At 42.8% G+C, this 14,691-nt stretch carries 13 protein-coding genes, 2 tRNA genes and 1 pseudogene; 11 read left to right on the forward strand and 5 right to left on the reverse strand.

Annotation, left to right across the window (positions count from 1 at the left end; all coding sequences use genetic code 11):
- The 3 genes from ACYVRA_RS04885 to thpR form a co-directional block, all read left to right on the forward strand.
- Positions 1-398, forward strand: a 398-nt coding sequence (locus tag ACYVRA_RS04885; protein WP_461251631.1) for a hypothetical protein, incomplete at its 5' end; no start/stop codon positions are given.
- 176 nt (positions 399-574) lie between these two features.
- A complete protein-coding gene (locus ACYVRA_RS04890; protein WP_461251632.1) occupies positions 575-1,537 on the forward strand; it encodes a DMT family transporter in 963 nt (320 codons plus the stop codon).
- A gap of 13 nt (positions 1,538-1,550) precedes the next feature.
- Positions 1,551-2,102 carry an RNA 2',3'-cyclic phosphodiesterase gene (gene thpR / locus ACYVRA_RS04895; RefSeq protein WP_461251633.1) on the forward strand — a complete coding sequence of 184 codons (552 nt, stop codon included), beginning with the start codon at positions 1,551-1,553 and terminating at the stop codon, positions 2,100-2,102.
- Positions 2,103-2,113: 11 nt separating this feature from the next.
- Here thpR and ACYVRA_RS04900 read toward each other — a convergent pair whose 3' ends face one another.
- Together ACYVRA_RS04900 and ACYVRA_RS04905 are read right to left on the reverse strand one after the other, a co-directional pair.
- Positions 2,114-2,770, reverse strand: a complete 657-nt coding sequence (locus ACYVRA_RS04900; protein ID WP_461251634.1) for an SIMPL domain-containing protein — start codon at positions 2,768-2,770, stop codon at positions 2,114-2,116.
- A complete protein-coding gene (locus tag ACYVRA_RS04905; RefSeq protein ID WP_461251635.1) occupies positions 2,767-3,009 on the reverse strand; it encodes a TM1266 family iron-only hydrogenase system putative regulator in 243 nt (80 codons plus the stop codon). Before ACYVRA_RS04905 ends, ACYVRA_RS04900 begins: the two co-directional genes overlap by 4 nt.
- 80 nt (positions 3,010-3,089) lie before the next feature.
- Here ACYVRA_RS04905 and ACYVRA_RS04910 point away from each other — a divergent pair, with 80 nt between their 5' ends.
- The 8 genes from ACYVRA_RS04910 (at position 3,090) to ACYVRA_RS04945 (ending at position 13,261) form a co-directional block, all read left to right on the forward strand.
- On the forward strand, positions 3,090-4,379 hold the full coding sequence (locus ACYVRA_RS04910; protein ID WP_461251636.1) for a putative DNA modification/repair radical SAM protein: 1,290 nt from the start codon (positions 3,090-3,092) through the stop codon (positions 4,377-4,379).
- A 1-nt stretch (position 4,380) separates the two neighbouring features.
- Entirely contained in the window at positions 4,381-5,163 is a 783-nt protein-coding gene (locus ACYVRA_RS04915; RefSeq protein WP_461251637.1) for a TIGR03915 family putative DNA repair protein, read from the forward strand.
- Positions 5,164-5,303: 140 nt separating this feature from the next.
- Positions 5,304-6,536, forward strand: coding sequence for a TolC family protein (locus tag ACYVRA_RS04920; protein ID WP_461251638.1), 1,233 nt, complete (start codon positions 5,304-5,306; stop codon positions 6,534-6,536).
- Positions 6,523-7,482, forward strand: coding sequence for an efflux RND transporter periplasmic adaptor subunit (locus tag ACYVRA_RS04925; protein WP_461251639.1), 960 nt, complete (start codon positions 6,523-6,525; stop codon positions 7,480-7,482). Before ACYVRA_RS04920 ends, ACYVRA_RS04925 begins: the two co-directional genes overlap by 14 nt.
- 10 nt (positions 7,483-7,492) lie before the next feature.
- A complete protein-coding gene (locus tag ACYVRA_RS04930) occupies positions 7,493-10,603 on the forward strand; it encodes an efflux RND transporter permease subunit (RefSeq protein WP_461251640.1) in 3,111 nt (1,036 codons plus the stop codon).
- Between the two features lie 4 nt (positions 10,604-10,607).
- A complete protein-coding gene (locus ACYVRA_RS04935) occupies positions 10,608-11,600 on the forward strand; it encodes a Gfo/Idh/MocA family protein (protein WP_461251641.1) in 993 nt (330 codons plus the stop codon).
- Positions 11,601-11,660: 60 nt separating this feature from the next.
- The gene (locus ACYVRA_RS04940) at positions 11,661-12,509 is read left to right on the forward strand and encodes a metallophosphoesterase (protein WP_461251642.1); all 849 of its coding nucleotides are present in this window, start codon (positions 11,661-11,663) and stop codon (positions 12,507-12,509) included.
- Positions 12,497-13,261, forward strand: coding sequence for a hypothetical protein (locus tag ACYVRA_RS04945; protein WP_461251643.1), 765 nt, complete (start codon positions 12,497-12,499; stop codon positions 13,259-13,261). Before ACYVRA_RS04940 ends, ACYVRA_RS04945 begins: the two co-directional genes overlap by 13 nt.
- Positions 13,262-13,886: 625 nt before the next feature.
- Here the strand turns inward: ACYVRA_RS04945 and ACYVRA_RS04950 are convergent.
- The 3 genes and pseudogenes from ACYVRA_RS04950 to ACYVRA_RS04960 form a co-directional block, all read right to left on the reverse strand.
- Positions 13,887-13,959, reverse strand: a tRNA-Pro gene (locus ACYVRA_RS04950).
- 14 nt (positions 13,960-13,973) lie between these two features.
- Positions 13,974-14,046 (reverse strand) — tRNA-Met (locus tag ACYVRA_RS04955).
- A 298-nt stretch (positions 14,047-14,344) separates the two neighbouring features.
- Positions 14,345-14,691, reverse strand: a pseudogene (locus ACYVRA_RS04960) (hypothetical protein); the annotation flags it as partial.

The following is a 14,691-nucleotide window of genomic DNA, read 5'->3' on the forward strand; positions in this document are numbered from 1 at the left end:
ATAAGAAGGTATGCGATAATAGAAACATAAAATATGTCCATTTTTATTTTTTGTTAGATGGCTGTCATCCCGATGAAACTAATTATCTTGTTGCTTTCTTGCCTCGTTTTGTAAAATGTTCGGATCTGCCTACTTTAACAAAAGAATTATGCAATACGGCGGAATGGTTAGAAATAAAGCAAGTAAATTGTATTGTTTTTAGATATGGGGCTCCTGTACACGGAATGGATGATAGTACTCATTGGCAAAGACAATTTAATAAATCAATAAAAGAAACGAAAGAACTGTACATGTTATACAAAATAGCAGGAAAAATTAAACATATTCCAACTTTCCTGAAGGAAAAAAACATTATAATAAGTAAAAATATCACTTTAGAAAATATCAATGTATCTTAGCAAAAAAACGGAATTAAAGTACCACGATCCGCCCCACTCCCCCGCCTCTGGACAGAAAATATCCGCTTGTGGTAAAATCAATTAACAGTGAGCAGTGAGCAATTTTGTTGTTTCTACTATGTGCCCTAACTTCCCTCCTCTTAGTGTGAACCTCTTTCGGGAATAAGAGTTTTAAGGTGGTAATCTTGCACAGGAAGCCCGCGATTCTTTCCATAATAGCCTGCGTTTTATTATGGGGTTTTTCATTTATTTCAATTAAAGAGTCTCTGCCTGTTTTTCCGCCAATGACGCTGGCAGCCGTCCGTTTCGCCATCGCCATTGTGGTGCTTTTTTTAATGTACCGATTTTCCTCGGGGTGGCAGGGCGCGAACAAGACGCTGAAATCGGATATGCCATTATTAATTGGCTCAGGTTTGGCGGGGGTTACTTTTTATTTCTTCTTTGAAAACAACGGCGTGATGCGGGTTACCGCTTCGGAAGCGTCCATTATCACTGCGGCAATTCCCGTGCTTACAATGATCGCCGATTGGCTCGTAGCAAAATTATCATTCAAAACAAAAAATGTTGATAATAACACTTTGAATGATAACGCGCCGCATGACAACGCGCCGCGTCTTGGCTGGCAGTCATGGTTGGGGGCGTTTATTTCCATTGCGGGAGTAGCGTTTGTCGCGGGAGTTTCTTTTTCCATTTCGGGGAGCATATCCGGTTATGTTTACATGGGTGGCGCCGCGTTGTGCTGGGTTTTCTACAGCCTTCTTACACGGCCGCTCTTCGACAGGAAACGCTCCCGGCTCTACATCGTATTCTGGCAAAATTTTTTCGGGTTTGTCGGTTTGCTTCCCTTTGCCATGCTTGAATACAAAAGTTGGGGCAATCCCACATTGCCGGTTATGCTTCATGTGATATTTCTCGCGCTGGGCTGTTCCGCTATCGGGTACTGGCTCTACGCCCACGCTATGGAAGTGCTGGGAGTCTCTACAACATCGGTATTTATCAATTTAATTCCGGTAGTAACGGTAATTTCAGGATTTATCGTCCTGGGTGAAAGGCTTACACTTCTGCAAGGGGCGGGAGCGGCTCTGGTTCTCGCGGGGGTATATTTAACAATACTGCCGCAGCGCGAAAAAAAACTTTAAGGGGATATTTGTTATGCAGAGGCTTTTTATATCGGTAAACTGTAATGAAAAAGTAAAAAAACAGATTCTTTCCGTACAGGAAAAAATTAAATGTCTGTCGGTAAAAGGGAATTTTTCACTGCCTGAAAATATTCACCTAACGCTTGTCTTTATCGGCGAGACTCCCGATGAGACTATACCGCTTTTAACTTCCGCGATTGAAAAATCGCTTGTGCCGCCTAGTGCGCCTTTTACGCTTACCTTAACTACAACTGGCTGTTTTAAACACAGTAATAAAGAACTGTGGTGGATAGGGACGGATGTTAATGACAAGTATCTTGATACTCTAAAAACAATCAGAGGGCGTATTACGAATGATTTGTTTTCTAAGGGCGTACATTTTGACAACAGGCCTTTTAACCCGCACATTACGCTTGGCAGGGAAATAAAGCATGAACTGCCGATAGTTATCCCCAAACAGGAAATTGCCTATCCTGTGAACCGGATCAGCCTTATGAGGTCGGAGCGTATTAGCGGAAAATTGACTTATACGGAAATATTCGCGGTTGATTTAAAAGGGAAGTAATCTTCTTTAATTTATTCGGCGATAAAATCAATATACAGATCCATTGATTTTTCAATTCTTCCTATCGGCAATTGAGTTGAAAATTCCGAAGAAGCCGACGCCTCCCTAAAAAAAAGCCTGCGGTTTTCCCTGCTGTAGGATGAAGACTCGTTCTCGGCTATTTTAACCGCCTTGATGATTTTTAAGCCTGCCAGTTCAGCGTATCTTTTCGCTTTTACTAATCCGTCCTGATACGCCAATTCCCTGCATTTTAAAACCATCTCCCTGTCTTCTTTTATTCCAAAGCTTAAATCCAAAGTTATTGAGTCGCTGTTTACGGTTATGGAATCCAGAATTTTAACGGCTTTGCCAATATTGTCCTTAATATTATCAATAATACAAATTAAATTTTGCTCAACTTTTTGCCCAGTATACACTTTACTGTGATTTTCCCAAGTGTAATTAGGCTCAAACCTTATAGAAGTCGTATGGATGTCTTTTTCATTTATATTATTTTCTTTTAGGATTTTGATTATGTCGCTAACAACTTGATTTACCTCTTTTTGCGATTGGCTTAACGTGTCTTTTGTTTTATAGATTTCAATCCATATTTCAAGAATATTAGCTTCTGTCTCAATGCGCCCGTTTCCTATAACCGATATGACGCTTGTTTCTGATGTTTTTTTCACTTTGAATGCGCTACTTTCGCGCTTACTCCGTCAAGTTTGTCAATTTTTTCAGAAATCGCTTTAATTGTATCCTGCGGCGCGTCAATGGCGACGCTGATGATGTTTAAATTTTTCTTGTGATAGGGAATACCCATTCGTCCTAATAGGTACTGCGCGTATTCATGCAATATTCCGTTAAGTTTTTCAACACTCTCCATGTTCTCGACAATAATAGCTATTACAGCGATCTTGTTTTCCATCTCTAATACCTCCATTATAAAATAATATTATATCTCTTTTCCCGCTTGACAGCAATCCTAAACACCTGTATAGTCTTTGTATGGGTCAGGATTTACGCGAAAAAATTTCAGTTCTCTCAGGAGCGGCAAAGTACGACGCGTCCTGCGCCACTTCGGGAAGCGACGGCTTTAAGGGCAAGGGCGGTAAAAAGTTCGGCACAAGCCTGCCTATGGGAGTATGCCACAGTTGGACTCAGGACGGGCGCTGCGTCAGTTTGTTAAAAGTGCTGTTTTCCAACGTGTGCAAATACGACTGCGCGTACTGCGTAAACCGCGCTTCCGCCGATATTAAAAGAGCGAGTTTTACAGTCAGGGAGTTAGCTGAATTAACCTGCGAATTTTACAAGCGCAACTATATAGAAGGGCTTTTCCTGTCGTCGGGGATTTTCGCGGACCCCGACATCGTCATGGAAAAACTGACCGAGACCGCGAAAATTCTCAGGACGGAAATGGGCTTTGGCGGTTATATCCACTTAAAATTAATTCCCGGAACGGGAGATAAAATGATCCGCGAGGCTGGAAAATGGGCCGACAGGTTAAGCGTCAACATCGAGCTTCCAACGGAAAAAAGCCTTCAATGCTTAGCGCCTGAAAAATCCAAAAAAGCGATTATCGGCGCGATGAGTGATTTTTCGCATTTAAGCCGCGAAATGGAAGAGACTAAACACAAAAGCAAATTTCTTCCGCAGGGAAAAACAGCGGCGATTCAATTCGCTCCAGCGGGTCAAAGCACCCAGCTTATCGTGGGAGCCACAAACGAAGACGACAGGCAGATCATCAATTTGACAAGTTCGCTTTACAATAAATTTTCATTAAAACGGGTGTACTACTCCGCGTTTATTCATCCTGGCAGTTACGCGCAAAAAGAAAATATTTTTGACCCGCGACTTCCTGAAACTTCCAGCCCTCCGCTTGTTAGGGAACACCGTTTGTATCAGGCTGACTGGCTTTTACGGTTCTACCATTTTAAAGCCGGAGAAATTTTAACGGAAAACGAACCTTTCCTTGACGCGCATATCGACCCTAAAACAGCATGGGCGTTAAAAAATCTTGATTTTTTTCCAATAGAAATAAACAGCGCCGATTACGAAACCTTGCTGCGTATTCCCGGCATAGGCGCTAAAACGGCGCGGCGGATAATAGAGAGCAGGCGCTCCCGCGCTTTGACAATAGAAAACCTCCACAGAATGGGGGCGACGTTAAAACGCGCCCGTTATTTTTTATCGGCAGGCGGCGCGTATATTGACCGCCCTGACGATCCTGCCCGTATTCGCCGTTTGCTATCCGACGCTGACGGCGCCGGGCTTCAACTGCCGCTTTTTGAGTTTTAATATGAGAATAAGCCTTGATCAACTGTTTTCCAATATAAACGGCGAATCTTGCGCCATTGGCGAAGAAATGTCACTTGATCTTAGCGCGGATGATAAGACGGAGCGAATCGAAAAAACAGACATTGATTTTGTCACTTTTTATTTTTCAAATGAATTTAATATTTCGCAGCTTATTGGAACGGCGCGAAGCCTCTTTGAATTGTCAGCTAACGCTTTCCACAGCATTATTATGGCGTGGCTTAGCGAGTTTCCCATAGAAAAAGAAATAATCTCTTTTGGCAAGGGAATTTTATCCGCCGCGCGAAATTTTATCAGTTTGGATGACAAACGCCGCGCGGCGGATAAAGCCGCGAATAACCGCGCTGACGCCGACACGTTGACGGTATTAAAAACGGCGGATAATGTTCAAATTGAAGTTCACAGAATGATGGGGCTTTTGCGGTTTTCAGTGAATGAAGACGGAGAGTATGTCGCGAAATGCGAACCAGATCATTTTATCCTTCCCTGTATTGAAGAGTTTTTTACCGCCCGTTTTGGAGACACGCCTTGGGCGATTATTGATGAAAAGAGGGGTTTGCGTATGAGCCGCAAGCCGGGAAAGCGGGTAAAAATCGATATTTTAGAAGAAGTATCAGCCGAAGACATTCCTAGCGCCAAAAGCGACGAATGGGAAGAACTATGGAAGCACTACCACAAAACAATTAACAATGAAGACCGTAAAAACACCGATTTACAGCGGCAATTTATGCCAAAACGCTACTGGAAACACCTGCCTGAAATGTAACCTTTACCGTCTTTTATTACTTTCTATTTTATAGTAGAATATATTAAAGAGGAGGTTTTTCGCTGAAGTCGTCTGTTCTGCTCAAAATTTGTCTTTTTTTTGTATTTTTTCTCTTATACATACCCGCGCAGGCTGCCGAGTTGGGGCTTGAGGACGCTATTAATCTCGCGCTGGAAAACAACCTATCATTGAAAAAGACTGAGATTGATCTTGCGGCAAGCGGCTATTCTGAAAAAAATCTTTGGTCGGAAATTTTTCCGTCGATTAGCGCGAACGCCAGCGCGGGGTACAGAAACAATCTTTTAGGCGACGTTATCCCTTCCGGTTCCGGTTTTAATTACAGCGTCGGTCTTGGCGTCAGCCTTGGCCTTAACGTGGGTATTCCTTATACATTGAAAAATATTAAATTGGCGCATCAGGGGAATATTTTAAAATACGAGGACGCTAAAAATCAACTTTCAATTCAGATTACTAAATTATTTTATTCGCTTGTCGCGGAAAAAAATAATCTTTTGCTCCTTGAAGAAATTTTTAATCTCGCGCAAAGGCAGTACGCAAGAAGCGAAGTGTCTTTCAGAAACGGTTTAGTCGGGGAGCTTTCCCTGATACAGAGCAGTCTTGCCCTTGAAAACGCGCGGTACAATTTAAGCGCCGCAAAAACAGCGCACAGAAACAATATGTCGGATTTCCTCGCCTTGCTTGGATTGTCTGACGATGACATAATACTGTTAGGTGAAGTTAAAATCGTTAAGATTGAAGCCGATCCGGAATCGCTGATAAATGAGTATCTTCCGAAGAGGCCTGACATTATAAGGGCGTATCAGGAGATTGAAAGGCTGACATTGGTACGAAAGCAAACTTTATTACAAGCCAAAGCCCCCTCAATAAATTTATCTGTGGAATGGGGCAGTTCAAACTTTGATCCGTTTTCTGACACCTTAACCGCCACCGCCCGTCTTAGCATACCGATTGATCCGTGGATTCCAGGGACGGCAAAGGATCAGTCCGTCTCAAAAGCGTCTGACGCGATAGAAAAGGCGAAACTCGACCTTACGTCGGTTGAAAATTCCGCAAAAACTCAAATAAGATCATTATGCGCCCTATTACGCAATTTATGGGACAGCATACTAATCGCGCGTCAAAGCCTTACCGCGGCTCAGAGAAGTTATCAGCTGACTGAACAGGGGTTTAACAACGGAACGGTTGAATCATTAACGTTGCAGGACGCGCGCAACAATATGGCAAACGCAAGACAGCGTTTATTGCAAACTGAACTTTCATATTTCAATATGATCCTTGATCTTTCGGCAGCCTTGAATATCGACTGGAAAAATCTTATTCAAACTTATGGAGTGTCAAGTGAAAAAATCTAAAATTGTCACTATCGTAATTATTTCGCTTATCGCGCTTTTCGCCGTCCTTATCGCGCTTAAATTTCTTGTTCCGATTAAAGCTAAAACTCCCGCTCAGGGAACAGGCGGTTCCGTGAGCGGCGGTACTACCGGCGGTAATTCGGGGGGTGGGGCTTCACGTAACGCTACGACTGTCCGTGTTACTCCCATTTCCGCCGGCACTATCGAAAAAAGCGTAATTATAAACGGCGAAATCTTAGCGCGTAACCAGGTTACTATCTACCCCACCGTCGGCGGAAAACTTGTAGAGACAAGGCTTGGCATAGGGGACAGGGTCGCAAGCGGACAAGTTGTCGCTATGGTAGACCCTTCAAGGCCGGGAGAAGTTTATTCGCGAAGCCCCGTTGTCTCTACGGTGTCGGGAACCGTTTTACAGGCCCCCTACAGCATAGGCGACACTCTTACAACCCAGTCTCCTGTTTACACGGTCGGAGACCTTTCATCACTGTTAGTTGAAACTTATGTGCCTGAAAGGTTTGTATCGTCAGTAAGGCAGGGAATGCGAGCGCAACTGAGTCTTGAAGCGATAAGCGGCGAAACTTTTAACGCCGAAGTTGTCGAAATAAATCCCGTAATTGACCCGGCGAGCCGCACGTTAAAAATACGCCTGCGTTTTCTAGCTCCCGATTCGCGCATAAAGGCGGGTATGTTCGCGACTATCAGCCTTGTTACAAGCCGCAAGGTCAACGTTCCCGTTATTCAAAGAACCTCCGTCATAAACACATACGGCTCATGGATTGTTTTTACTGTAGACGAAAACAATATAGCGAGAAGGCGCGAAGTAACATTGGGTATTGATAACGAAGATTATTTTGAAATATTAAGCGGGTTGAGCATGGGGGAAAATGTAGTAAGCGCTGGGCAGAATTTTCTTTCCGACGGCGATCTTGTAAGGATTACGGAATAACGGGGGTTATATGACTATCAGCGAATATTCGGTAAAACGTCCAGTAACAGTCGTGATACTGTTCGCACTTTCAATCGGCATAGCCTTTACGTTACTCACGAATCTCGCGTTGGATCTTTACCCTTCCATAGCCAGTCCCGTTCTTTCCATATATACCCGTTTTCCCGGCGCGGGGCCCGAAGACATTGAACGCAATGTTACGGAACGGCTTGAGCGTTCCCTTTCTTCATCAAGGGGGCTTGTCAATATGACAAGCAATTCTCAGTTTGAGGCGAGTTTTATCAACCTTGAATTCGCATACGGAACAAACATGGATAAAGCGGCTAATGACGCGCAAATACTTCTTAACAGGCTTGTCAATTCGCTTCCCGACGGAGTTCAAACCCCTACGGTGCGCCGGTTTGACATGAGCACGCTTCCTATTATGCGCCTAGTCGTCAGGGGAAATTATCCGCCTGATCAACTGCGTATTTTCGCGGAAGATGAAATCCAGTCCAGCATTGAAAGAATCGAAGGCGTAGCGGCGGCGGAAGTAACAGGCGGCACTACGCAGATTGTCAAAGTTGAAGTTTCGCTTAACAGGCTTTCTGCCTTTAATCTTACGTTAAACGACATCTCAACCTCGTTAAATGGGCAAAACGTGCTTTCTTCAGGCGGCAATTTAAGGCGCGGCACTCGCGAGTATCAGATAATGACGCAGGAAGAACTTGTCAGCGTGGAACAGATAAAACGATTGGCGGTAAAATCCGTGCCTATTTCGGGAACGGGACAGACCGCCCGTTATCAGATTATCCGCGTTGAAGACGTAGCCGACGTATTTATGGGTTACAATGACAACGCGTCCAGAGTCAGCGTAAACGGACAGAGCGGAGTTTATATTCAGGTAACGAGCGAAAGCGGCGCCAATCAGGTAAAAGTATCCGACAGGGTTCAGGCCGCGCTTGCCGAGATTAACGCCTCTCTTCCGCAAGGCATTACGCTAGCGGTTCTTTCAGATAACACGACTATGATTCGCGCCACGATGAGCCAAGTTTATAATAACGCGATTCAAGGCGGAGTTCTTGCAATGTTCATACTTCTTTTATTTTTGCGTAACATAAAAGCGACTATTATCATAGGGCTGTCAATCCCCATTTCCATGCTGCTAACCCTTATGTCAATGTCCATTTTCGGCTTTACATTGAACCTTATGACCATGACCGGCCTTATTATGGGCATGGGCATGACGCTTGACGCTTCCATCGTTATTCTTGAAAATATCCATAATTACCGCGAGCGCGGGGCAAAATCATCAGTCGCCGCTATTTTAGGAAGCCGCGAAATGTTACGCGCCATTACAGCCTCTACAGCCACTACCCTATGCGTATTTGTCCCGCTTATCATCTATAAAAACGACCTTAAAGAAATGGGGCTTATGTTTAATGATCTTATTTTTACAGTGGTAATATCTTTGACCGTCTCAATTGTCGTAGCGGTTACGCTCGTTCCAAGCCTTTCCGGTTCCATTTTAAAACTTGACACAAGGATACAAAAACCGATAAAAAACAAAATATTGGGCGTAATAGACGAAAAAATTGAATCCGCCCTGCTTTTTATGGAAAAAAATTACCGCCTTGCCCTTGATTACTGCCTTTCACACAGGCTTATAATTATCGCCCTTGTAGTCCTTATTCTTGTTTTTTCTCTTTTTCAATTCAACGGTATTGGAATGAATATGTACGTCCGTATGCGTACCGACGACAATGTGACGTTAAACGTCATGATGCCCCGCGGAACAGCCATTGACGTTACGGAAAAAATGTTATTTGACATTGAGGATCTTGTCAAGCGTGAGGTGAAAGGTTACAATAGCATTGTCCTGACGGCGACGCGAAGCGGAAATAACCAAGGGTCGATACAGATCACGCTTCCCCCTCCGGCTAAGCAAATAGACACTCCTGATAAAATTATGAAGAAACTTACCCCCTACCTTAATTCAATTCCCGGAACGCGGATAAGTTTTAGGGCGGGGCGCGGCATTGGAAGCACCTCTCCGATTGAAATCGCCGTCAGCTCAAGAAATTACGCGATGTTAATGGATACTGCCCAGGATATTCAGCATATTATTATGAATTATCTGCCGGATATTGAAAATCCTACTGTAAATGTAGATGAAGGCGCCCCGCAGTTGCAGATAGAGATTGACCGCGACCGCGCGTCAAGTTTTGGATTGTCTATTTCCGCAATCGCCTCTGAAATTCTCACCGCGATGGACGGATATGCCGCGACCACAATGAGCAACGGCCGGCGGCTGATAGACGTACAAGTTCGCTTAAAAAGCGATGACAGGCAAGGTTTGCCCAATCTGGACGCGATTTCAGTAATTAGCAAAAACGGGACAAGAGTGTCGCTTTCCAATGTGGCAAGAATAAATGAAGGAAGAGCGCCTTCTTCCATACGGCGCGAAAAGCAGGAGCGCGTTATTCGCATAACGGGAGGCCTAGGGCCGGGAATCGCCGCTACCGATATGCAGAAACTTCTTATTGAAACTGTAAATCAGCGGCTTATTCAGCGTGAGGGAGTAACGGTGCGTTTCCTTGGAGAGGCTAACGACATTCAATCCTATACGTCGCGTTACGTGCTGATAGTGGCAGTCGCAATCTTTTTGGTTTTTGGAGTCATGGCAAGCCAGTTTGAATCTTTTGTAGATCCGCTAATTATTTTCTTTTCGATACCGCTGTTATTTATAGGGGTTATATGGATATACAAGTTAGGCGGACAGGCGATGACGATGTTTTCCGTTGTCGGAATTATCGCGCTTGTAGGGGTTGTAGTAAATAACGGAATTGTTTTAGTTGATTATACAAACACATTGCGCGCCCGCGGCATGAAAGTGCGCGAAGCGTGCCTAGAAGCCGGAAGAAGGCGTTTGCGCCCGATTTTAATGACAAGCCTTACAACGATTCTTGGAATGGCCCCAATCGCGTTTTTCCCCGGTGCGGGCGCGGATACCATTCAACCGATTGGTAAAACCTTTGTCGGCGGCCTTGTTGTAAGCACGTTTATGACTATTTTTGTCACTCCCGTAATGTACTCAGTCCTTAATTCAAGGCACGATAAAAAAATTAAAACTGAAGATTGATCTTATGGAAAAAATAAAAGCCGCCATTGTCGGGCTTGGACGGATAGCCTCCCTGCTTGAAGAAGACGCGTTACGTGAAAAGCCATGCACCCATGCGGGGGCTATTTCCGCTAACGGCGATTGCGTCCTCGCCGCAGGCTGCGATACAAATGAAGAAAGACGCGCGTCTTTCGCCGAAAAATGGCAGGTTCCAATCTTTGATGACGCGGCGCAAATGTTAAGTATCCACAAGCCGCAAATTTTAGTAATAGCGACCCACCCCGACAGCCATTATCATTACTGCCGCCTTGCCGCAGAAACGCAAATTCCTGTAGTAATCTGCGAAAAACCTCTTGCGGACAATATTGGAAATGCGCGGAAAATAGCGCGTCTTGCTGAAAATGGCGTTCCAATCATCATCACAAACCATGAGCGGCGTTATTCGCAAGACTATATCCGCGCCAAAGAAATTATTGGAGAGGGAAAATTGGGAACGCTTTTATGCGTCCGCGCGGTTCTTTACATGGGAAAAACCACCCGCCTTGTAGACGCGCTTTGGCACGACGGAACCCATCTTGCGGACGCGATAATGTTCCTTACAGCCGCAGTATTGAAACACCGCCGAAGTTGGGGCGCGAAACTTGCTTCCCGAAACGGAACCGCGTGGCTTGAAGGCTCGCTAAATAGTGAAAAAGAGCCGCCTATCCCACTGTTAATGGAAATAGGCGCAGGACGCGATCATTTAGTATTTGAGATTGAATTTTCCTGCGAAAAGGGCAGATTACGCGTCGGAAACGGCGTTTTTGAAGTCATGGAGAGCATTCCAAGCCCCTACGCCGAGAAATTCCGCTCCCTTAAAAACACAGGCGAAGTTTTTTCAGGGCAGACAGGCTATTTCGCTAATATGTTAAAAGACGCGGTTACGTGCGTTAAGGACCCGCATCACGCGCCTGTTTCAAAAGCGGTTGACGGGTTAAGAGTTATCGAGTATTTAAACAGCGTAAAGAAATGGCGGTAAATCTGTTGTTATGTGCAATACTAATTGACAATATTATGTAAAATATTTTAAAATAAATATATGAAAAAATCGGGCATAAAAATAAACTTTATTCTTTTTTTGATTGTAATTATTTATTTGATTTCTTCATGCACAACAATCTCTACTAAGACTTATCAAGTGGAAACAACTCTGTTGGAAGAGCAGAATATTATAAAAATTGTCTTAATTTCCGATTTGCATAGCACGATTCACGGAAAAAATCAAAGCATACTAATCAATAAAGTTAAGGATATTAATCCCGATTTAATAGTATTATCCGGCGACATTTTTGACGACATTGTTCCGATGACCGGAACTAAATTGTTATTAGCGGGAATTTCAAGCGTTGCGCCTATTTTTTATGTTACCGGCAATCACGAATATATGAGCCGCAATATACGGAAAATCAGAGAAACACTTGCGTCTTACGGGGTAATTATTTTATCAGATGAGTATGCTATAATTGAAATAAATAACACTGAAATAGTTATTGCGGGAATAGAGGATCCTTATAAGAAAAAATATGAAACGCCGCGTTATAATCAAAAAGACAGTATGGAAAGCGCGTTTAGAGAGTTGGATAATATTCAATTATATAAAATATTAATAGCGCATCGCCCTGAAAAAATTGAAGACTATAAAAAATATTCATTTGATTTAATTTTATCAGGGCATACGCACGGAGGGCAAATAATAATTCCAAATATGATTAATGGATTATACGCGCCCAATCAGGGGTTTTTTCCAAAATATGGCGGCGGAATTTATACTCATGGAAAAATAACGCATATTATAAGCAGGGGGCTTTCTATTACCCCATTACTTCCTAGAATATTTAACCCTCCTGAATTAGTAATTATTATTATAGAGTCAAAATGGCCATATTAAACGATACATTTAATTATATTATTAACGGAGATATTATTATCACAAAAAATGGTAATCCGGATAAAATTATAGACAAAATAATGGGCAATACTGAGTATGATGAATTAGAAAGAGGTATAGGCCTTACTTTTTCTGAAAAGTTTATTGGCGATTTTATGTATTCCGGTTTCTACATTACTTCAGACATACTAAATAAAAAAACTTTATGGTTTGATTTGAACGACACAGATAAGAAAAAATTGGGATATTTCCCATTGTTAAATATCTGGAAGATTCAGACTGTTTTATTTTTTGATAATTTACATATATCAAAATCAATTAACCGTATTCTAAAAAATTATGAATTAAGAATAAATTATGATTTTAAAAATGTTTTAAATAATATTATAGAAAGGCATGGTAATGTATGGATAACTCCGCCGTTAAAAAAAACTTTATTAAAATTAAACAAAGGAAATTATAAGGCAAAAGCCGTATCTTTTGAAGTATACAAAAACGGAGAATTAAAAGCTGGCGAGATTGGAATAATAACAGGAAAAATATATACAAGCTATTCAGGTTTTTACAATGAATCATCCGCAGGATCCGTACAGTTGGCCATGATGTTAAATTATTTAAAAGACAATAATTTCGCGTTTTGTAATTTTGGAACAGATGACAGCATAAAAAATAATTTATATAAGAGAAAACTTGGATCGGTATATATTGACAGATTGGATTTTATTAGGTTGTGGAGGGAAGGGAGGAGATAAGAATAACGGTGTCAACCGTCTTGTACTGACGATTAATACCGTTGCGTTACGGCTGCCTTACCTTAACTTCAGATTTTTCAAAACCTATATACTGCCGCACATGCCGGTTTTCGGACGGACCGTGACCGAACAATGATTGAAGCGCCAATACTTCTGTTTGTAAGGTTGCGGTCTTAAAACCGATTAAGCTGACAGTTACTGTTTGGGGCCATCTACGCTATCTACGGATACAATTGTCAGTGACGCGCATCCTGCCAGAATTGTCCAGATTATCGCCGCTACGACAATAATTGCTAAAATGCTTCACATTTTAGCACATTTGTTTTTTTTGTTTTTCATAAAAACTCCTTTTATGATTCCCACTCATATTGGCAGAAAATAATGTTTATTTGCCTGCCTCAATGGGCAGTTTGGCTCATATAAAACAATTATTATCAATATACTTTAAGCAATGGACACAATAGTATCTGTTCCCGCTTTCTAGGTTCGTTCCTTGTTCGTGTGGTTCGTGGTAAATTCAAATTGGGATTTTGACAGGAACGCTCCAGTTCAAATCCCCCGATCTTTTAATTACTATATAATTTTTCAATTTTAAATTATAATTCGGTTAATGATAAATTCTTCTTCGGAAGGGGGGGATTTGAACCCCCGACATCCTGGTCCCAAACCAGGCGGAATAGCCGCTATCCTACCCTCCGTGGTTATGTTATTTTAGCGGCAATAGGACTCGGACCTATGACCGAACGGATATGAGCCGTTTGCTCTACCAACTGAGCTATGCCGCCTTGACAACAATGCCGCCAAAAAGCGGCTTTCCTTTATTTATCACTTTTATAAAAAAGTGTCAAGTAAGGTAGAATTCTCTCTTTTTAAAAGGATTTTTAGGCTAATTGCTCATTCCTCATTGCTTAATTGCTCATTCCTCATTGCCAATCGCTAATTCCCCATTACTCACTGCTAATCGCTAATTCCCCATTGCTCATTGCTATTTGCTCATTCCCCATTGCTCATTGCTCATTGCTCATTGCTCATTCCTCATTGCTCATTTCTCATTGCTAATTGTTAATTCCTCATTGCTAATTGCTAAATCAGCTTAAATTCTTTCGCCGCCATGCTTAATTCACGGTTCCAGCGGGAGCCGTTCAGGTATTGGCGGCGGGTTTCGTTGTCGTCTATCCGGCCGGCGCGGCGTTGAAGGCGCTTAAAGGCCATGCTGACGGCGGTGCTCATGTCTACAAGACTGGCTTCCGCTTGCACAAGGATTCGGTACTTCGCGTAAAAATAAAAAGCGTCCCAGGGGTCCATTTCGCAGAGTTTTTCATCGCGAAGAATATTTTGAATTTCGTGACGCGCCTCTTCGCATCCGTCTTTTGACAGGCGGCTTTGGGCTAGGGAATGAAAAATTGAAATCATTCTGTTTTGAATTTCGC

It is taken from the genome of Treponema sp. R8-4-B8 (assembly GCF_054786175.1).

Excerpts from the sequence above, each read along its gene's own strand:
- ACYVRA_RS04935 (WP_461251641.1), top strand. The coding sequence starts at position 10,608 with ATGGAAAAAATAAAAGCCGCCATTGTCGGGCTTGGACGGATAGCCTCC.
- ACYVRA_RS04915 (WP_461251637.1), top strand. The coding sequence starts at position 4,381 with ATGAGAATAAGCCTTGATCAACTGTTTTCCAATATAAACGGCGAATCT.
- ACYVRA_RS04905 (WP_461251635.1), bottom strand. The coding sequence starts at position 3,009 with ATGGAAAACAAGATCGCTGTAATAGCTATTATTGTCGAGAACATGGAG.
- ACYVRA_RS04940 (WP_461251642.1), top strand. The coding sequence starts at position 11,661 with ATGAAAAAATCGGGCATAAAAATAAACTTTATTCTTTTTTTGATTGTA.
- ACYVRA_RS04910 (WP_461251636.1), top strand. The coding sequence starts at position 3,090 with ATGGGTCAGGATTTACGCGAAAAAATTTCAGTTCTCTCAGGAGCGGCA.
- ACYVRA_RS04945 (WP_461251643.1), top strand. The coding sequence starts at position 12,497 with ATGGCCATATTAAACGATACATTTAATTATATTATTAACGGAGATATT.
- ACYVRA_RS04930 (WP_461251640.1), top strand. The coding sequence starts at position 7,493 with ATGACTATCAGCGAATATTCGGTAAAACGTCCAGTAACAGTCGTGATA.
- thpR (WP_461251633.1), top strand. The coding sequence starts at position 1,551 with ATGCAGAGGCTTTTTATATCGGTAAACTGTAATGAAAAAGTAAAAAAA.